The following is an 18634-nucleotide window of genomic DNA, read 5'->3' as shown; positions in this document are numbered from 1 at the left end:
TTAGATCGTCTTCCCGCGCCCGAGATTACCCTTCCGTCCTCGTGGTTTCGCGATCGGGCGGTGGGCCTAGGGCAAAAGGCGGACCCGGAACCGGGGTAATCCGGACATCGAAGAGGTGACGGTCCGTACGGCAGACTGGGGGCGGGCGTGCGGGAGGAGGAGTCGTGGCACGGAGCACGGAAGCGGAGGGCCCGGCCCGGGGCGGCGTGTTGCCGTTCGGGGTCGTCGACGTGGCGGGCCCGTCGATGGTCCCGACCCTGCGCGAGGGCGACCGGCTGCTGGTCCGCTACGGCGCGCCGATCCGGCCGGGGGCGGTGGTGCTCTTCCGCCACCCCTTCCAGCAGGACCTGCTGGTGGTGAAGCGGGCCGCCGGGCGTCGGACCGGGGGCTGGTGGCTGCTCTCCGACAACCACCCAGTGGACAGCGACAGCCGCAGCTACGGCGTGGTCCCGGACGAGCTGGTGCTCGGCCGGGTGCTGCTGCGGCTGAGCCCGCGCCCGGCCTGGCTGGCGCCGGGCCGCCGGCTGCAGCGGCTGCTGCTCGCCCCGCGGCTGGCGCGGGTGCCGGGCCTGGCCCGCCGCCTCGGTGCCTGGGTGGAGGACGTCTAGCCCTCCGGAACGGCCCGCGGGCCGTTCCCCTGGCTGCGGCTACGCCCCCGAGCCCAGTGCGGCCTCCGCCTCCTGGCGCTTGCGGGCCCGGTAGGCGGCGACGTTGGCCCGGGTCGCGCAGCGGTCCGAGCAGTAGCGGCGGGAGCGGTTGGTCGAGGTGTCCAGGTAGGCGTTGTGGCAGGGCGCGGCCTGGCAGATGCCCAGCCGGTCGGCGCCCAGCTCGGTCAGGTGGACGGCCAGGCCCATGCAGGCGACCGCGCTGAAGTGCGCGGTGGCGGTCGGCGAGTTGTCGGCCAGGTGCAGGTGCCAGCGGGGCCGTCCGGCGTCGTCCAGGTAGTCGTGCCCGGAGATCAACGGGCTGACGGGGTACTCCATCAGCAGGCTGTTCAGCAGGTCGACGCCGCGGGTCTCGTCCCCTTCGGCGGCGGCCTCGAAGACCCCGCGCAGCCGGGTCCGCACCGCCCGCAGCCGGGGCAGGTCGGACTCGTCGGCGAGCGCGGCGGCCCGTGAGGAGTCGGAGAACAGGGCACGCACCGCGTCCACGGAGGTCAGCGTGTCGGTGCCGCGCTCGGGCTCCTCGGTGTTCACCAGCCGAACGGCGAGATCGGCGTACGAGGCGAGCTCCACGGCGGTCCTTCCAGAGAATCGGTAACGGGCTGACTGCTTCCAGCCTATTACCCGAGTGGGGCTCCAGCGACCCACACGGGCGTCGGCGCCCGGCAGGAGCTGCCTGCCGGGCGCCGACGGAAGGTGCTCAGAGCACCTTGGAGAGGAACGCCCTGGTGCGTTCGTGCTGCGGGTTCGTGAGGACGTCGCGCGGGTTGCCGGACTCGACCACCACACCGCCGTCCATGAACACCAGCGCGTCACCGACCTCGCGGGCGAAGCCCATCTCGTGGGTGACGACCACCATGGTCATGCCCTCCTCGGCGAGGCCGCGCATGACGTCGAGCACGTCGCCGACCAGCTCCGGGTCGAGCGCCGAGGTGGGCTCGTCGAAGAGCATCAGCTTGGGCTTCATGGCCAGCGCGCGGGCGATCGCGACGCGCTGCTGCTGGCCGCCGGAGAGCTGCGAGGGGTAGTTCTTCGCCTTGTCGGAGAGCCCGACCCGCTCCAGCAGGGCCATCCCGCGCTCGCGGGCGTCGGCCTTGCTCTCCTTGCGGACCTGCACCGGCGCCTCGATGACGTTCTCCAGCGCGGTCATGTGCGGGAAGAGGTTGAAGTGCTGGAACACCATGCCGATGTCCCGGCGCTTCTCGGCGACCTCGCGGTCCCGGAGCTCGTGCAGCCGGTCGCCCTTCATCCGGTAGCCGACCAGCTCGCCGTCCACCGAGAGGAGACCGCCGTTGATCTTCTCCAGGTGGTTGATGCACCGCAGGAAGGTCGACTTGCCGGAGCCGGAGGGGCCGACCAGGACGAACACCTCGCCCTTGCGGACTTCGAGGTCGATGCCCTTGAGCACCTCCACCAGGCCGTAGGACTTGCGCACGCCCTGGGCCTCGACCATGAGGTGGGTCGCGGCGTCCCCGGTTTGCGGCTTCGTCAGATCGGTCATACGTGGCCACCTCCTTCGAGGCCCGTGACCACGTCGTCCTTGGCCTTCGGCACGGGCTTGCCGGCGAAGAGCCGGCGCAGTCGCTGCAGCGGCGTGGGCGGGAGCACCCGGTTGGCGCCGCGCGCGTAGTGGCGCTCGATGTAGTACTGGACCACGGTGAGGATCGAGGTCATCAGCAGGTACCAGATGCTGACGACGAGCAGCAGCGGGATGGTCTGGAACGTGCGCGAGTAGATGTTCTGGCCCGCCCGGAGCAGCTCCTCCAGCGAGATCGCCGAGACCAGCGAGGTGGTCTTCAGCATCGAGATGGTCTCGTTGCCGGTCGGCGGGATGATCACGCGCATGGCCTGCGGCAGGATGATCCGCCGCATGGTGTTGAACTGGCTCATGCCGAGCGCGTGCGCGGCCTCGGTCTGGCCGAGCGGCACGGACTGGATGCCGCCGCGGACGATCTCCGCCATGTAGGCGGCCTCGTTGAGGCCGAGGCCCAGCAGGGCGGCGACGAACAGCGGGATCGCCTCGTTGGTCGGCTCGGACCAGAAGGCCGGGCCGAACGGGATGCCGATCGAGATCTCGGCCCAGAGCGAGCCGAGGAAGTTCCAGAACAGCAGCTGCACCAGGACGGGGGTGCCGCGGAAGACCCAGATGTAGAACCAGGCGGTGCTGGAGAGCACCGGGTTCGGCGACAGGCGCATGATCGCGAGCGTGATGCCGCCCGCGACGCCGATCAGCATGGAGAGGAACGTCAGTTCGAGGGTGACGCCGAGGCCGTGCAGGATCGAGGGATCGAAGAGGTACTGGCCGACGACGTCCCACTGGAACTGGGGATTCGTGGTGAGGGCGTGGATCAGCATCGCCGCGAGGAGCGCGACGAATGCTGCTCCGACCCAGCGTCCGGGGTGGCGGACCGGGACGGCCTTGAGGGTTTCGGGCCGTCCCGGGTGCGCCGACCCCTGGTCGGAAGAGTTCACTGTGTGGCCTCAGGGGTTGGATTCAGGACCGCGGATTCAGCTGGTGGCGCCGTTGACGACGGACGTGTCGATCGCGCCCGCCTGAACGCCCCACTTCTCCAGGATGGCCTTGTACGTGCCGTCCGCCATCAGGGACTGGACGGCGCCCTGGACGGCCTTGGACAGCGGCGAGTCCTTCTGCAGCACGACGCCGTAGGGAGCGGTGTCGGACACGGCGCCGACCTTCTCCAGCTGGCCGTTGGTCTGCTTGATGGCGTAGTCGACGACCGGGGAGTCGGCCAGCATGACCTGGTCGCGGCCGGAGACCAGCGCCTGGGTGACGTCCGTCTGCAGGTCGAACTTGTCGCCGTCGTTCGGCACCGGCGGCTTGCCGGCCTTCACGCAGGCGGGGTTGATGGTGTCGGTGATCTCCTTGGCCTGCGTGGTGCCGGTCTGCACGGCGACCTTCTTGCCGCAGAGGTCGTTCGGGTCGATCTTGTCGGGGTTGCCCTTCTTGACCGCCGCGCCGGTGCCCGCGCTGAAGTACGTCACCATGTCGACCGACGCCTCGCGCTCCTTCGTGTCGGTGAAGGAGCTCAGGCTCATCGTGTACTTGTTCCCGGTGATGCCGGGGATGATCGCGTCGAAGGTGGCGTTCTGCACGTCGGCGGTCAGGCCGAGCTTCTTGGCGATGGCGTTGGCCATGTCGACGTCCATGCCCACGATGGCGCCCTTGTCGTCCTTGAACTCGTTGGGCGCGTAGGAGGCGTCGGTGGCGACGACGACCTTGCCGGCGGACTTCACGTCGGCGGGGACCAGAGCGGCCAGTGCCGGGTCGGCGGTCACGGCGGGGATCGACGCACTCGGGTTGGCACCGGTGGACGAGCCGGACGACGACTTGCTGCTGCTGCAACCGGTCAGCACGAGGGAGACCGAGGCGGCGACCACGCCGGCCGCGAAGAGCCGGTTGCGCTTGGTACGGGCGGTCATGAGGGGGATCTCCTCCTGGGAGAGAAGGTCGGGCGGAGCGCGCCGCGGGAGCGGCGCACCGGGAGTGCGAGCCGTACGGCGCCGTACGGGTGTGCGTCGTACGTCGTCGTACGTGCAGGCCGGGTTTTGCAGTGCCTGGACGCTGGGATCGCCCAGGGTTGTACGAGGTACTGCATCCGCCACCCTCCGCCGAGGTGGACGTTGGCCGAACCGCCTCGACCAGTGGCCGGCTCGATCCGAGATGGGGGGAATCCTGCCATCTGATGACGGTCAGGTGGCCCTCATCCAGATCAAAATCGGATAACGAGGGGTCACACCGTCCGCTATTCGGACCTATCCCGGGCCCCTGTCACCCTCCGCATAAGTATGCAGATCCCTCTGTGCTCTGCCCGGAGGCCCGCCGCCCGCCCGGTCAGATGCCCCCGTTGACCACGGCGTTCTGCGCCGCGCCCGCGCTGACGCTCCACTTCGCGAGGATCTTGTCGTACTCGCCGCTGCGGATCAGCTGGTCGACCGCCTTGGCCATCGCGTCGCGCAGCTGGGTGTCGGTCTTGCGCACCGCGATCCCGTACGGGTTGGAGGTGGACTGCCCGCCGGTCACCTCGAAGCGGTTGCCGCCGTCGGTGGTCTTCGCCGCGTAGGCGGCCACCGGGAAGTCGTTCAGCCCGGCCGCGGCGGCGCCGGAGGCGACCTCGGCCAGCGCCTTGGCGTCGCTGTCCAGCTTGTGCGTGGTCAGCTGGCGGCCGGTGCGGGCGCAGACCGCCACCTGCCGGGTGGCGATCTCGTCCTGGGTGGTGCCCTGCTGGAGCGCGATGGTCTTGCCGCACAGGTCGTCCAGGGACTTGATCCCCTTGGGGTTGCCCTTCGGGACGACGATCGAGGTGCCGGCGATGAAGTAGTCCACGAAGTCCACGCCGGGGTTGACCTGCTTGCCGCTGTCGTCCAGGCCGTCGCGGCGCTGGCGGACGTCGCTGAGCGCGGACATCGCCACGTCGTACTGCTTGGCCTGCAGGTTCGGCATCAGCTTGTCGAACGTGGTGTCCACGAACTCGATCCGCACGTCGAGGATCTTGCCCAGCGCGGTGGCGATCTCCGGGTCGAGACCGGCCGGCTTGCCGTCCGCGCCGCGGAACTCCACCGGGGCGTAGTTGACGTCCATGCCGATGCGCAGCACCCCGGCGGAGCGCTGGGCGGCCGGCAGCTTGCCCCGGACGTCCTTGACCGGGTCGTCCGAGGCGGTGGCCTGCTCGCCGCCGCCGCAACCGGTCAGCAGCAGGGCACCGGCGGTGGCCAGGACGGCGCCGGCCAGGACCGGACGGCGGAGGGGGAGGGGGTGAGGCATGAGGGCTGCTCCTGTGGGAGGGACGTGCGGCCGCCACGGTGTCGCGGTGGTGTACGCGAAATGGCGGACAAGCGATCCTGCCATCCCGCCCTGCCGGGCCCGGCGGCGGGTGTGTCAGAATTCGGTACCGGGTGACCCCCGAACGCTCGAACCAGACCGCCGGGCCCCGACAGGCTCGGGGTGCTCGGGAACGGAAGTCCTCACGCGGCTCCGTATCCGGAGTGCCGACTCCCCCTTGCGTCTGCGTTCACTCCTGTGGGTGTGCGTGCGCTCATGCCGTTGCCGCCGCCGGAGCCCGGCGCTTCCGACGCCGGGCCCCAGTGACGCGACAGCGCGGCGATGAACCGCGCGTGACGAGGACGAAAAGGCACAGGTGCGGTGCCTTTGTCCGACCTAGGCTCGGCCCGTTAGCACTAACGCGGACAACAACAAGACCCCATAAAAACCCTCATCCGAGGGCGCCGCCCGACGGCAGCGCCCCGACCCCGTCCCCGGGTCCGCTTCGGCGTACCCGGTTTCCGGTTTCCGGACGGGTCGCCCTGCCCGTCGGTCGCGCGTCCTCGCCAGATCAATGACGAAGAGGTCATCGTGGCAGCGGAGATCATCAGCAGCACCCAGGACACCGACGATCCGGTCGACGCGGTTTTCGCGCTCCACCGCGGCGGCAAGATGGAGATCCGGGCGACCGTCCCGGTGCGCGACGCGGACGACCTGTCCCTCGCCTACACCCCCGGGGTCGCCCGCGTCTGCACGGCCATCGCCGAGCAGCCGGAGCTCGTCAACGACTACACCTGGAAGTCCAACACCGTCGCGGTGGTCACCGACGGCACCGCGGTGCTGGGCCTCGGTGACATCGGCCCGCAGGCCTCGCTGCCCGTGATGGAGGGCAAGGCCATCCTGTTCAAGCAGTTCGGCGGCGTGGACGCGGTGCCGATCGCGCTCGACTGCACCGGGGTCGACGAGATCGTCGAGACCGTGGTCCGGCTGGCGCCCTCCTTCGGCGGCGTCAACCTGGAGGACATCTCCGCCCCCCGCTGCTTCGAGATCGAGCGCCGGCTCCAGGAGGCCCTGGACATCCCGATCTTCCACGACGACCAGCACGGCACCGCGATCGTCACCACCGCCGCCCTGTGGAACGCGGCCAAGGTGACCGGCCGTGAGATCGGCTCGCTGCGGGCCGTCATCTCCGGCGCGGGCGCTGCCGGCATCGCCATCGCCAAGATGCTGGTGGCGGCCGGCATCGGCGACGTGGCGGTCTGCGACCGCAAGGGCGTGGTGTACGAGGGCCGCGGCGACCTCACCGACGTCAAGGCCGAGATCGCCGCCGGGACCAACCGTTCCGGCGTCAAGGGCTCGCTGGCCGACGCGCTGGCCGGCGCCGACGTGTTCATCGGCGTGTCCGGCGGCACCGTGCCGGAGGAGGTCGTCGCCACCATGGCCGAGGGCGCGTTCGTCTTCGCGATGGCCAACCCGAACCCGGAGATCCACCCCGAGGTCGCGCACAAGTACGCGGCCGTCGTGGCCACCGGCCGCAGCGACTTTCCGAACCAGATCAACAACGTGCTGGCCTTCCCGGGCATCTTCGCCGGTGCCCTGCAGGTCCGGGCCAGCCGGATCACCGAGGGCATGAAGCTGGCCGCCGCCAAGGCGCTGGCCGGCGTGGTCGCCGACGAGCTGACCCCGCAGAAGGTCATCCCCTCGCCGTTCGACGAGCGGGTCGCCCCGGCGGTCACCAAGGCCGTCGCCGAGGCCGCCCGGGCGGAGGGCGTGGCCCGGATCTGACGACCCGGATCCGACAGCCGGGTCCGACGATCCGACCGGACATCCGATGAACGGCCCGAGGCCGGGACGCGCGTCACACTCACGCGTGGTTCCCGGCCTCGGTCGTCCGCCGCTATCGTCCGGACCATGTTTGCTGCCTACGCCGCACGTATCGATGCCGACGACCCGCTCAGCGGACTGGAGTTGGGCGAGCTCCCCGAGCCGCAGGCCCGCCCCGGGTGGAGCGTGGTCACGGTCAAGGCCGCCAGCCTCAACCACCACGACCTGTGGTCGCTGCGCGGGGTCGGACTCCCGGCCGAGAAGCTGCCGATGATCCTCGGGTGCGACGCGGCGGGCGTCGACGAGAACGGCAACGAGGTGGTCATCCACTCGGTGATCGGCCAGACCGGCCACGGGGTGGGCCCGAACGAGCCGCGCTCCATCCTGACCGAGCGCTACCAGGGCACCTTCGCCCAGCAGGTGGCGGTGCCCACCTGGAACCTGCTGCCCAAGCCCGCCGAGCTGAGCTTCGAGGAGGCCGCCTGCCTGCCCACCGCCTGGCTGACGGCCTACCGGATGCTGTTCACCAACGGCGGGGTCAAGCCCGGTGACACCGTCCTGGTGCAGGGGGCGGGCGGCGGCGTGGCGACCGCGCTGGTCGTCCTCGGCAAGGCGGCCGGCCTGCGGGTCTGGGTCACCGGCCGGGACGAGGCCAAGCGCCGCCGGGCCGTGGAGCTCGGCGCGGACGCGGCCTTCGAGAGCGGCGCCCGGTTGCCCGCGCGGGTCGACGCGGTGATGGAGACCGTCGGCGCCGCGACCTGGTCGCACTCGGTGAAGTCGCTGCGCCCGGGCGGCACCATCGTCATCTCGGGTGCCACCTCCGGCCCCAACCCGAGCGCCGCCGAGCTGAACCGGATCTTCTTCCTGGAGCTCAAGGTGGTCGGCTCGACCATGGGCACCAAGGAGGAGCTGGCCGGGCTGCTCGCGCTCTGCGCCAACACCGGGGTCCGCCCGGTGATCGACTCGGTGCTGCCGCTGAGCGAGGCCCGGGACGGCTTCGCCCGGCTCGCCAAGGGCGAGGTCTTCGGCAAGATCGTCCTCAACCCCTGACGTGAGGGGCCCGGTGCTCCTCGCGGAGCACCGGGCCCGGGTCCTTCGTCACGCCGCCCTCCGTCGACGGCCGACCCCCGTCCGGCCGTCCTGCGGTCGTCAGCCGAGCAGCCGCTTCAGCCGCTCGCCCGCGGTGCCCAGCACCCGGCGGGCCTCGGCCAGCTTGTCCCCGCTCACCCCGCCGTCCCGGGCCGCGTCGCGGACCTGGTCGCGGAAGCGGTCGAGCAGCCGTTCCAGCTCCCGGGCCGGGTCCTCGGCCGGGTCGGTGCGTGCCCACGCGGGCAGGTCGGCCGGCGCGGCCGGCTCGTCCTCGTCGAGGTCGATCCGGGTCACGGTGATCCGCTCGTCCGACGGGGCTGGCTCGTCCGACGGGTGGCCCCAGCGGGCCGCGTCGGCCAGCCCGGACAGGCCCTTGGTCAGCTCGGCCAGGCCTTCGGCCAGCCCGGTCGGCCAGTCGCCCTTCGCGGCGTGCTCGCGCACCTGCTGCTCGACCCGGCGCTTGATCCGCAGCGCCTCCTGCTGCGCGGCGGTGCGCGAGGCCTTGGCCTGCTCGCGCAGCCGGCGGGCCTCCTCCTCGGCCGCCTTCGCCTTGGCCTTGGCCGCCTTCTCCTGCTCCCGGGCGCGCTTGGCCTGGTCCTTGGCCTGTCGCTTGAACTGGGCGAACTCCTCCTTGGCACGCTGCCAGGAGTCGTTGTCGCCCCAGGGGCCGGCCCACGGGTCGCCCGCGCGTTCGGCGTGGTCCGGCCGCGGGGTCTGCTTGGCGGCCTTCCACAGCTCCTCGCGCAGGTCCTTGGCGCTGTCCCGGACGTCCTCGCGGATCGCCCCGGCGAGCTGCGCCACGGAGTCCCGGATCTCCAGCTCCAGCTCGTCCAACTCGCCCTGACGGGCTTCGAGTTCGGCGCGCCCGGCGTCGGTCAGCCGGTAGACCTTGCGGCCCCCCTCGGTGGTGTGGGTGACCAGGCCCTCCTGCTCCAGCTTGGCCAGCCGCGGGTAGACCGTCCCGGCCGACGGCGCGTACAGGCCCTGGAAGCGCTCCTCCAGCAGGCGGATCACCTCGTAGCCGTGCCGCGGGGCTTCGTCCAGGAGCTTCAGCAGGTAGAGCCGGAGCCGACCGTGGCCGAACACGGGGGTCATCTCAGGCCTCCTTGGTGAAGTCGGGCTTGCCGGGGCCGGCCGGGAGCTCCTTCGCCGGGCCGTCCTCCTCCGGCTCCGGGCGGCTCAGCACGGTGACCGAGCCGGAGACCGTGGTGACGTGGAGCTTGCCGCGGCCCTCGCCGAGCTGGCCGGACAGCTTCTTGGCGCCCCAGGTGCTGCTCAGCTTGAGCTGCTCGAAGCTGCTGGAGATGTCGCCGCTGGTGGAGCCCGCCTCGACCTTGGCGTCGGCGCGGGAGGGGATCCGGACCACGACCGGGCCACTGACGGTGGTGACCTTGACGTCGGCCTCGCCGTCGACGACGAGGTCCAGGGTGACCGCGCCGGTGACGGCGTTGGCCTGGACCCGGTCGGCGGTGCCGGCGACCACGGTGAGCTGCCCGGAGACGGTGTTCACCCGGAGCCGGCCGCCGACCGACTGGGCGTCCACGTCGCCGGTGACGGTGTTGGCGTCGGTGCGCCCGGTCAGCCCGACCAGGGTGGTGTCGCCGTTGGCGCTCTGCACCGAGACGTGCCCGGCGAGGCCGGAGACGGTGGTTTCGGCGGAGACGGTGCCGAGCTTGACCTCGGTGTCGGCCGGGACGGTCAGCGTGATGCCGGCGACCCGCTTGCGCTTGAGCGAGCCGAAGAAGCTCTTGACCGAGCCGACCGACTTGAGCCAGTCGCCGAACTCGCCCCAGCTGTTGATGTCCTTGTAGGTGACCGTCAGGACGCCGTCCACCACGGTCACGTGCAGGGGGTCGCCCTGGAGCTCGGTGACCTCCAGGCGGGCGGGACCCTCGGCCGCCACCACGTTCACCGTGCCCTCGATGGTCCGCACGTGCAGCGCGCGGACCGCCTCGTCGATGGTGATCCTCTCGGGGCCCTCGACCGTCCACTGGCTCATCTCTGCCGCCTCCCGTCGTCGATCGCGATGTATCGCGTTCACTTCTAAAGACGATATATCGCGTGCCGGGAGAGTCAAGCGTGCCGGACCCCTATCCCGACCCCGATCCGGCCCCGAGGCTTCCCCTACGGGGCGTCGGCGGTGGGCCGTCCGCGGACGCGCGAGAGGCCCGGGAGGCGGTTGCCTCCCGGGCCTCTCGCGGGCCGTCACCGGGTCACTCGTCGTCCTCGTCCTCGTCGTCGAGCCGCGCCAGCCAGGTGGCCAGCCGCTCGACCGGGATCTCGAAGTCCGGGTTGAGGTCGACGAACTCGCGCAGGCGCTCGGCCAGCCACTCGAAGGTGACCTCCTCGTCGCCGCGCCGGTTCGCCAGCTCCTCGATTCCTCGGTCGGTGAAGTACACGGTTCGCTCCGGTCCGATGGGGATTGACCTGGTCAGGATAGACCGGTCAGCTGGCGCGCCAGGTGCTGACGGTGACCCTGGCGGCGCCGGTGGTCGGGTCGGCCTGTTCGATCACCGCGACGGCGACGTTGTGGGTGAGCCGGTCGCGGACGCAGAGCAGCCGGCCGGGGGCCACCCGGTTGTACGAGAGGTCGGTGTCCGGCCGGGAGTCGATGGCGGCCGCGCACTGCTCGGCGGTGACCGACGCCTCGGTGATCACCGCGAAGTCCGACTTGTTGTCGCCGTAGCTGGTGAAGGAGTTGGCCTTGGTGCCGGCGCCGCCGGCGTTGACCACCCCCAGGCCCCACTTGATGTCGTTGGACTTCGGCACCACCGTGCCCGCGTCCAGGTCGATCCGGTAGGAGTCGGAGGAGTAGTCGGCCCCGGGGATCGCCAGCGACTTCTTGTCCAGCATCAGGGAGTAGCCGGTCGGCCGGGCGGGCGCCGAGACGGTGCCCTGGCCGGACTTCGAGGGCGCGGCCGTCACCGCCGAACCGGTGGACGCGGTGGTCGGGGCGGGGGAGGGGACGGTGGCGGTCGGGCTGGGCGCCTGGTTCGGGGCGGCCTGCGCGCTGCTGCCGGAGTCCTTCTTCTTGCCGTCGTCCAGCTTCTTCATCAGCACGACACCGCCCGCGGTGCCGCCGACCGCCATCACCAGGGCGACGCTGAGCAGCACCTTCCACGACACCCCGCCCTTGCGCTTGGGCTCGGGCTCCTTCTCCGGCTGCGGGGTGGAGGTCACCACCGGACCGGGCGGCGGGGTGTCGAACGACGGCGGCTCGGGCTGCAGCCGGGCGGTCGGCGGGGTGGTCAGCACCGGGGCGGTCGGCGACTCGGTGGGCGGCTGCGGTGCGCCGTACGAGCCGAGCGGCGGCGGCGCGAAGCCCGGCGGGGGCGTCACGGGCGGCTGCTGCGGGTGCACCGCGGTGGCCGGGTGGGTCGGGGCGGCGACGGGGTGGGCCGGCGTGACGGGCGGCTGCGGGGGAGCGGTCGGGGCGGTGGCCGGCATCGCGGGCATCGCGGGCACCGGGGTCGGCGGGGTGGCGGGAGCGGCCGGCAGCGGCGTCGGCGGGGTCTTGGGGAGGTCGGAGCGACGGGTGATCTCGGTGTTGACCTCGCGCGGCAGCCAGTCGTCGCCGAACCGCAGCTGGCCGCCGACCTCCGGGTGGTTGCGGGCGACCTGGATGATCTCGGCGGGGGTCGGGCGGTCCTCGGGGCTCTTCGCCAGGCAGCGCTGGACCAGCTCGCGCAGGTCGGCGGGGACGGCCGACAGGTCCGCCTCCTCGTGCACCACCCGGTAGAGCACCGCGGTGTCCGGGCCGTCGCCGAACGGCGCGGTGCCGCCGGCCACGTACGCGGCCAGGGCGCCGAGCGCGAAGACGTCGGTGGCCGGGGTGACCGGGCGCCCCTGGGCCTGCTCGGGGGACATGAAGGCGGGCGAGCCGATCCGGTAGCCGGTGCCGGTCAGCGCGGTGGCGTCGGCGGCCCGGGCGATGCCGAAGTCGATCACCCGCGGGCCGTCCCCGGCGACCAGCACGTTGGCGGGCTTGAGGTCGCGGTGGACCACCTCGACGCTGTGGATCGCCTGCAGGGCCTCGGCGATGCCGCCCATCAGCAGCAGGACGGTGCGCACCGGCAGCGCGCCGTTCTCGCGCACCACCTGCTGCAGGGACGGGCCCGGGACGTACGCGGTGACCAGCCAGGGGGAGTCCGTGTCGAGGCCGCCGGAGTCGATCACCTGCGCGGTGTAGAGCCCGTGGATCCGCTGGGCGTTGCTGACCTCCTGGGCGAAGCGGCGGCGGAACTCGCCGTCCTCGGCGAACTCCGGACGGACCACCTTGAGCGCGACCGGGCGCCCGCCCGGGGTGTACGACAGGTAGACCCGGCCCATGCCGCCGGCGCCGAGCCGGGCGAACAGCCGGTAGCCGCCGACCTCCTTGGGATCGTCCGGGAGGAGTGGCTGGAAGACCGGAGGCAGCTTTCCGGCGTTCCGAGGCGTGTCGGCGGTCATGTGGTGATCCCCCTGGGAGAGCGGTGAGGTCGTACGGCCGAGGCGGCGGGCGCGATGACGGGCGCCCGGTGTCCGCCTGGCGAGGCATAACCTATCGATCCGTCAGGAGTCCGTGCACGGGGGTTCCGGTTTGGTTGCAGAGCTGGGACCTTGACATGGCTCGACGGTGAAACGGTTCTCCCGGGGAACGAGCGGCAGGCAGCGACGCGGTGGCGGACGAAACGGCGGCGGACCGCGTGGCGGAGAACGGCGCGGCGGAGAACGGCGCGGCCCCCGCCCTCCCGGGTGGGAGGACGGGGGCCGGTGAGCCGTCGGCGCCTCAGGGCGCCGCAGCGTCGGGCGTCAGAGCGAGAAGACCTCTTCGATCAGCGCCTGCTGCTCGGCGGCGTGCCGCTTGGCCGAGCCGACCGCCGGGGACGAGGCCGTCGTGCGGGCGACGCGGCGCAGGCGGGAGCCGCCGGCGCTGCGGCCGATGACGACCTGCAGGTGGTCGACCAGGTTCATCGCGATGAACGGCCAGGCGCCCTGGTTGTCCGGCTCCTCCTGCGCCCAGACGAACTGGACGTTGTCGCCGTAGCGGGCCAGCTCCTCCTGGAGCTCGGCCACCGGCAGCGGGTAGAGCCGCTCGACCCGGACGATCGCCGTGTCGGTGACGCCGCGCTCGGCGCGCGCCCCCTCCAGGTCGTAGTAGAACTTGCCGGCGGTGATGACCACCTTGCGGACCTGCGCCGGGTCGACGGTGGAGTCGCCGATGACCGGGCGGAACGAGCCGGACAGGAACTCCTCGGTCGCACTCGCCGCGGCCTTCAGACGCAGCATCGACTTCGGGGTGAAGACGACCAGCGGCTTGTGGTGCGGGTTGTGCGCCTGCCAGCGCAGCAGGTGGAAGTAGTTCGACGGCAGGGTCGGCATCGCGACCGTCATGTTGTTCTGCGCGCACAGCTGGAGGAAGCGCTCCGGGCGGGCGGACGAGTGGTCCGGGCCCTGGCCCTCGTAGCCGTGCGGCAGCAGCAGGGTGACGCCGGAGTGCTGGCCCCACTTCTGCTCGGCGGAGGCGATGTACTCATCCACCATGGTCTGCGCGCCGTTGACGAAGTCGCCGAACTGCGCCTCCCACATGACCAGCGAGTTCGGGCGGGTCAGCGAGTAGCCGTACTCGAAGCCCATGGCCGCGTACTCCGACAGCAGGCTGTCGTAGACGGTGTAGCGGGCCTGGTCCTCGGTGAGGTACTGCAGCGGGGTGTAGTCCTCGCCGGTCTTGCGGTCGATCAGGACGGCGTGCCGCTGGCCGAAGGTGCCGCGGCGACTGTCCTGGCCGGCCAGGCGGACCGGGTGGCCCTCCATCAGCAGCGAGCCGATGGCGAGGGTCTCGCCCATCGCCCAGTCGATGGTGTTGTCCTCGACCGAGGAGGCGCGGCGCTGCAGCTGCGGCAGCAGGCGCGGGTGGACGGTCAGCCAGTCCGGGTGGTTGACCTGGGAGGCGGCGATCCGCTTGACCATCTCCTGGGAGATGCCGGTCCGGATGGAGACCGGGAAGTCGGCGACCGGCTTGCCGGCGGTGGCGTCGGCCGGCGCCTGGGCCGCGTCGCGGACCTCGGCGAAGACCTTCTCCAGCTGGCCCTGGAAGTCCTGGAGCGCCTGCTCCGCCTCTTCCATGGTGATGTCGCCGCGACCGATCAGGCCCTCGGTGTACAGCTTGCGCACCGAGCGCTTCTTGTCGATCAGGTCGTACATCAGCGGCTGGGTGAACGACGGGTTGTCGGCCTCGTTGTGACCGCGGCGGCGGTAGCAGATGAGGTCGATCACCACGTCCTTGTGGAACTCCTGGCGGAACGCGAAGGCGAGCCGCGCGACGCGGACCACGGCCTCCGGGTCGTCGCCGTTCACGTGGAAGATCGGGGCCTCGATCATGCGGGCCACGTCGGTGCAGTACATCGAGGAACGCGAGGACGCCGGGGCGGCGGTGAAGCCGACCTGGTTGTTCACCACGACGTGCACGGTGCCGCCGGTGCGGTAGCCGCGCAGCTGCGACATGTTCAGGGTCTCCGCGACGACGCCCTGGCCGGCGAAGGCCGCGTCGCCGTGGATCTGGATCGGCAGCACCGGGAAGGTGGTGCCGCCCTGGTCCAGGATGTCCTGCTTGGCGCGGGCGATGCCCTCGACGACCGGGTCCACGGCCTCCAGGTGGGAGGGGTTCGCGGCGAGCGAGACCTTGATGGTCTCGCCGTCCAGGCCGGTGAAGGTGCCCTCGGCGCCCAGGTGGTACTTGACGTCGCCGGAGCCGTGCATCGACTTCGGGTCGAGGTTGCCCTCGAACTCGCCGAAGATCTTGCCGTACGGCTTGCCGACGATGTTGGCCAGCACGTTCAGGCGGCCGCGGTGGGCCATGCCGATGACGGCCTCGTCCAGGCGGTGCTCGGCGGCGGAGTCGATGGTCGCGTCCAGCAGGGCGATCAGCGACTCACCGCCCTCCAGCGAGAAGCGCTTCTGGCCGACGTACTTGGTCTGCAGGAAGGTCTCGAAGGCCTCGGCCGAGTTCAGACGGCGGAGGATCCGCAGCTGCTCCTCGCGCTCGGGCTTCGAGTACGGCTTCTCCAGGCGGTCCTGCAGCCACTTGCGCTGCTTCGGGTCCTGGATGTGCATGTACTCGATGCCGACGGTGCGGCAGTAGGTGTTGCGCAGCAGGCCGAGGATGTCGCGGAGCTTCATCATCTTCTGGCCGCCGAAGCCGCCGACCGCGAACTCGCGCTCCAGGTCCCACAGGGTGAGGCCGTGCGTGGTGACGTCCAGGTCGGGGTGCTTGCGCTGCTTGTACTCCAGCGGGTCGGTGTCGGCCATCAGGTGACCGCGGACCCGGTAGGAGTGGATCAGCTCCATGACGCGCGCGGTCTTGTTGACCTCGTCGTCGTGGGTGGTGGCGACGTCGGTGGCCCAGCGGACCGGCTCGTACGGGATCCGCAGCGACTCGAAGATCTCGTCGTAGAAGCCGTTCTCGCCGAGCAGCAGGCGGTGGATCTCGCGCAGGAACTCGCCGGACGCCGCGCCCTGGATGACGCGGTGGTCGTAGGTCGAGGTCAGCGTCATGATCTTGGAGACGCCCAGGCGGGACAGGGTCTCCGGGGCGGAGCCCTGGAACTCGGCCGGGTACTCCATGGCGCCGACGCCGACGATGGTGCCCTGGTTCTGCATCAGGCGCGGCACGGAGTGCACGGTGCCGATGCCGCCGGGGTTGGTCAGCGAGACCGTGACGCCGGTGAAGTCGTCCATGGTCAGCTTGTTGGCGCGGGCCCGGCGGACGATGTCCTCGTAGGCCTGCCAGAAGCCGAAGAAGTCGAGGGTCTCGGCCTTCTTGATGGCCGCGACGACCAGCTGGCGGTCGCCGTTCGGCTTCACCAGGTCGATGGCCAGGCCGAGGTTGACGTGCTCCGGCTTGACCAGGAAGGCCTTGCCGTCCTCCACCTTGTAGCTGTGGTTCATGCCCGGGGCGGCCTTGATGGCCTGGACCAGGGCGTAGCCGATCAGGTGGGTGAAGGAGACCTTGCCGCCGCGGGCGCGCTGCAGGTGGTTGTTGATGACGATGCGGTTGTCGATCAACAGCTTCGCCGGCACGGCGCGGACCGAGGTCGCGGTCGGCACCTCCAGCGAGGCGTCCATGTTGGTGGCGACGGCCTTCGCCGGGCCGCGCAGCTGGACCAGCTCGGGACCGGCGGTGGCGGCGGGCGCGGCCGAAGCGGCGACGGCGGCCTTCGGGGCCGGGGGCGCGGCGGGCGCGGCGGCGAGCGGGGCGGCAGCCGGGGCCGGAGCGGCCGGGGCGGCCGGTGCGGCGGGGGCGGGCGCGGCCGGAGCAGCAGCGGCGGGCGCGGGGGCAGCGGCAGGGGTCGGCGTGGGGCCGGCCTGGGTCGCGGCCTGGGTCACTGGGGTCACCTCGGTACCGGGCTTGTAGTCGGCGAAAAAGTCCCACCAGGCTCGGTCGACCGAGTTCGGGTCCTGGAGGTACTGCTGGTAGATCTCGTCGACGAGCCACTCATTGGGGCCGAAGCCAGTGGAGCTTGCCGAGCTGTTGGGGGTTTCAGGGGACTGTGGCGACACGGCGGCAACCGCCCTCTTCCGCTTCCTTTTGGGATGTTTGGACAGCGGGGATTAAGGCTACGCCCCTGACCAGTGATCGCGCAGTCCCCGGGGGCCAGGCGTCGCCCAGATCACAGTCCTGACCTGCAGTTTGGCTGAAAAAGTGCGTTAGAAAGCCGTATCTGAGGGGAACCGATCGGCGCCGAAGAGGCTCTATATGCGGATGAAATCGGACAAACCCCTACGATGATCCGCTAACGATCTTCGTATGCGTCTGTGTCGGATCTGTGACAAATGTCCCGGCCGTCGCCCTGGCGCTGCCCGGGCAGACGGACCTCGATCCGGCAGCCGCGGGGCGACTCGGCGACCGCGATCCGTCCGCCGTGCAGGTCCACCGCCCAGCGGGCGATGGCCAGGCCCAGGCCGGTGCCGCCGTCCGCGCCCGGTCCGGCGGCGGTCGCGGTGCCGCTGCGGCTGAACCGCTCGAAGACCCGGGTGCGGTCGGCCAGGGGGATGCCCGGGCCCTCGTCCTGGACCTCCAGCAGCAGGGCGCCGCCCTCGCCGTCGGGCCGCGCGCGCACCGTCACGGTGCCGCCGGGCGGGGAGTGCTTGCAGGCGTTGTCGACCAGGTTGGCGACCACCTGGTGGAGTCGCTCCGGGTCCGCCACGCCGGTCAGGCCTGCCGGGCTGACCTCCAGGGCGAGCCGGACGTCCCCGCGCCGGGAGAAGGCGCCGCCGGCCGTCGCGCCGTCCACGGTGACCCCGCGCAGCACGCCGTCCAGGAACTCGCGCACCTCGAAGGGCCGCGCGTCCAGGTCGACCACGCCGTCGTCGATCTTGGAGAGGTCGAGCAGGTGGGTGACCAGGCGGCCGAGCCGCTCGGTCTGCTCCAGCGCGGCCCCCAGGGTCGCCGGATTGGGCTGGACGACGCCGTCGACGACGTTCTCCAGGACGGCGCGCAGCGCGGCGATCGGCGTGCGCAGCTCGTGCGAGACGTTGGCGACCAGCTCGCGCCGGTGCTGGTCGGCGGCCTCCAGATCGGCGGCCATCCCGTTGAAGGCGGCCGCCAGTTCGCCGATCTCGTCGCGCGAGTTCACCTCGACCCGGCGGCTGTAGTCGCCGGAGGCCATCGCGCGGGCGGCGTCCGTCATCTCGCGCAGGGGGGCGGTCAGCCCGTGCGCGAGGAACTGCATGAAGAGCAGCGAGGCGATCATGGAGAAGACCATGATGATCCGGATCTGGGTCTCGGACCGGATCGCCACGACCACCATCCCGGTGGCCAGGAACACGGAGACGATCACGAGCAGGGCGAGCTTGCCCTTGATCGAGCGGACCGGGTCGAGCGGCCGGACGTCGGCCCAGACCCGGCGGGCGGCACGGACGGCCAGTGGCTGCGGCCGCGCGCCGTCGGATTCCCCGTTGCGTTGCTGTGGAAAGGTCATTGGTCCCCTGTGGTCCCCGCGTCTGTCCCCCGCGTGGTGGCAGGCGTCGTCCGGACACGGGCCCCCCGGTGGCCCGTCGCCCCGGACTCGCCTAGGAGAGCGGGGCCTCCAGTGCGTACCCGACGCCGTGCACGGTGCGGATCCAGCTGGCGCCGATCTTCCGGCGCAGCGCCTTGACGTGGCTGTCCACCGTGCGGGTGCCGGACGCGTCGGTCCAGTCCCACACCTCGGCCAGCAGCTGCTCGCGGGTGAGCACCGCGCGCGGCTGGGCGGCCAGGCAGGCGAGCAGGTCGAACTCGGTCGGCGTCAGGTGGACGTCG

At 71.5% G+C, this 18634-nt stretch carries 15 protein-coding genes; 3 read left to right on the top strand and 12 right to left on the bottom strand.

From position 1 onward, the window contains the following. The first annotated feature begins 245 nt into the window (after positions 1-245). On the top strand, positions 246-608 hold the full coding sequence (gene sodX / locus ABTY56_RS10520) for a nickel-type superoxide dismutase maturation protease (protein WP_350628270.1): 363 nt from the start codon (positions 246-248) through the stop codon (positions 606-608). A 39-nt stretch (positions 609-647) separates the two neighbouring features. On the opposite strand, the gene ABTY56_RS10515 is transcribed toward sodX, so the two are convergent. The 5 genes from ABTY56_RS10515 to ABTY56_RS10495 all read right to left on the bottom strand — a co-directional run bounded on the left by ABTY56_RS10515 (position 648) and on the right by ABTY56_RS10495 (position 5445). Beyond that, positions 648-1235, bottom strand: coding sequence for a CGNR zinc finger domain-containing protein (locus ABTY56_RS10515; RefSeq protein WP_350628136.1), 588 nt, complete (start codon positions 1233-1235; stop codon positions 648-650). Between the two features lie 127 nt (positions 1236-1362). Continuing rightward, positions 1363-2163, bottom strand: coding sequence for an amino acid ABC transporter ATP-binding protein (locus ABTY56_RS10510; protein WP_502893069.1), 801 nt, complete (start codon positions 2161-2163; stop codon positions 1363-1365). Next, positions 2160-3134 carry an amino acid ABC transporter permease gene (locus ABTY56_RS10505; protein ID WP_350628135.1) on the bottom strand — a complete coding sequence of 325 codons (975 nt, stop codon included), beginning with the start codon at positions 3132-3134 and terminating at the stop codon, positions 2160-2162. The genes ABTY56_RS10510 and ABTY56_RS10505 overlap by 4 nt, the downstream gene beginning before the upstream one ends. 36 nt (positions 3135-3170) lie before the next feature. Beyond that, positions 3171-4103, bottom strand: a complete 933-nt coding sequence (locus ABTY56_RS10500) for an ABC transporter substrate-binding protein (protein WP_350628134.1) — start codon at positions 4101-4103, stop codon at positions 3171-3173. Positions 4104-4515: 412 nt separating this feature from the next. Continuing rightward, entirely contained in the window at positions 4516-5445 is a 930-nt protein-coding gene (locus ABTY56_RS10495; protein ID WP_350628133.1) for an ABC transporter substrate-binding protein, read from the bottom strand. 588 nt (positions 5446-6033) lie between these two features. On the opposite strand from ABTY56_RS10495, the gene ABTY56_RS10490 reads away from it, so the two are divergent. Continuing rightward, on the top strand, positions 6034-7227 hold the full coding sequence (locus tag ABTY56_RS10490; protein ID WP_350628132.1) for an NAD(P)-dependent malic enzyme: 1194 nt from the start codon (positions 6034-6036) through the stop codon (positions 7225-7227). Positions 7228-7353: 126 nt separating this feature from the next. After that, the gene (locus ABTY56_RS10485; RefSeq protein ID WP_350628131.1) at positions 7354-8316 is read left to right on the top strand and encodes a zinc-binding dehydrogenase; all 963 of its coding nucleotides are present in this window, start codon (positions 7354-7356) and stop codon (positions 8314-8316) included. Between the two features lie 99 nt (positions 8317-8415). Here ABTY56_RS10485 and ABTY56_RS10480 read toward each other — a convergent pair whose 3' ends face one another. The 7 genes from ABTY56_RS10480 to ABTY56_RS10450 all read right to left on the bottom strand — a co-directional run. Beyond that, positions 8416-9450 (bottom strand): PadR family transcriptional regulator, encoded by a 1035-nt coding sequence (locus ABTY56_RS10480; RefSeq protein WP_350628130.1) that lies wholly within the window; start codon positions 9448-9450, stop codon positions 8416-8418. Position 9451: 1 nt separating this feature from the next. Continuing rightward, complete coding sequence (locus ABTY56_RS10475) at positions 9452-10354, bottom strand: DUF4097 family beta strand repeat-containing protein (RefSeq protein WP_350628129.1); 903 nt, start codon at positions 10352-10354, stop codon at positions 9452-9454. A gap of 214 nt (positions 10355-10568) precedes the next feature. After that, complete coding sequence (locus tag ABTY56_RS10470; protein ID WP_350628128.1) at positions 10569-10754, bottom strand: DUF6104 family protein; 186 nt, start codon at positions 10752-10754, stop codon at positions 10569-10571. Positions 10755-10800: 46 nt separating this feature from the next. After that, positions 10801-12804, bottom strand: coding sequence for a protein kinase domain-containing protein (locus ABTY56_RS10465; protein ID WP_350628127.1), 2004 nt, complete (start codon positions 12802-12804; stop codon positions 10801-10803). Between the two features lie 342 nt (positions 12805-13146). Continuing rightward, entirely contained in the window at positions 13147-16893 is a 3747-nt protein-coding gene (locus ABTY56_RS10460) for a multifunctional oxoglutarate decarboxylase/oxoglutarate dehydrogenase thiamine pyrophosphate-binding subunit/dihydrolipoyllysine-residue succinyltransferase subunit (RefSeq protein ID WP_350628126.1), read from the bottom strand. Positions 16894-17126: 233 nt separating this feature from the next. Next, positions 17127-18314 carry a sensor histidine kinase gene (locus tag ABTY56_RS10455; RefSeq protein WP_350628125.1) on the bottom strand — a complete coding sequence of 396 codons (1188 nt, stop codon included), beginning with the start codon at positions 18312-18314 and terminating at the stop codon, positions 17127-17129. 91 nt (positions 18315-18405) lie between these two features. Then, a partial coding sequence (locus ABTY56_RS10450; RefSeq protein ID WP_350628124.1) for a winged helix-turn-helix domain-containing protein occupies positions 18406-18634 on the bottom strand: 229 nt, incomplete at its 5' end.

The organism is Kitasatospora sp. NPDC097691, from assembly GCF_040302665.1.
In the GTDB taxonomy this organism is placed as follows: Bacteria; Actinomycetota; Actinomycetes; order Streptomycetales; family Streptomycetaceae; genus Kitasatospora.
The sequence above is the reverse complement of the archived record's forward strand: the minus strand, read 5'-3'. Positions and strand labels throughout refer to the sequence as shown.

What these genes read in the sequence shown, in the direction of transcription:
- ABTY56_RS10480 (WP_350628130.1), bottom strand. Translation starts at nt 9,450, where the DNA reads ATGACCCCCGTGTTCGGCCACGGTCGGCTCCGGCTCTACCTGCTGAAG.
- ABTY56_RS10475 (WP_350628129.1), bottom strand. Translation starts at nt 10,354, where the DNA reads ATGAGCCAGTGGACGGTCGAGGGCCCCGAGAGGATCACCATCGACGAG.
- ABTY56_RS10465 (WP_350628127.1), bottom strand. Translation starts at nt 12,804, where the DNA reads ATGACCGCCGACACGCCTCGGAACGCCGGAAAGCTGCCTCCGGTCTTC.
- ABTY56_RS10495 (WP_350628133.1), bottom strand. Translation starts at nt 5,445, where the DNA reads ATGCCTCACCCCCTCCCCCTCCGCCGTCCGGTCCTGGCCGGCGCCGTC.
- ABTY56_RS10455 (WP_350628125.1), bottom strand. Translation starts at nt 18,314, where the DNA reads ATGACCTTTCCACAGCAACGCAACGGGGAATCCGACGGCGCGCGGCCG.
- ABTY56_RS10500 (WP_350628134.1), bottom strand. Translation starts at nt 4,103, where the DNA reads ATGACCGCCCGTACCAAGCGCAACCGGCTCTTCGCGGCCGGCGTGGTC.
- ABTY56_RS10485 (WP_350628131.1), top strand. Translation starts at nt 7,354, where the DNA reads ATGTTTGCTGCCTACGCCGCACGTATCGATGCCGACGACCCGCTCAGC.
- ABTY56_RS10510 (WP_502893069.1), bottom strand. Translation starts at nt 2,163, where the DNA reads ATGACCGATCTGACGAAGCCGCAAACCGGGGACGCCGCGACCCACCTC.
- sodX (WP_350628270.1), top strand. Translation starts at nt 246, where the DNA reads ATGGTCCCGACCCTGCGCGAGGGCGACCGGCTGCTGGTCCGCTACGGC.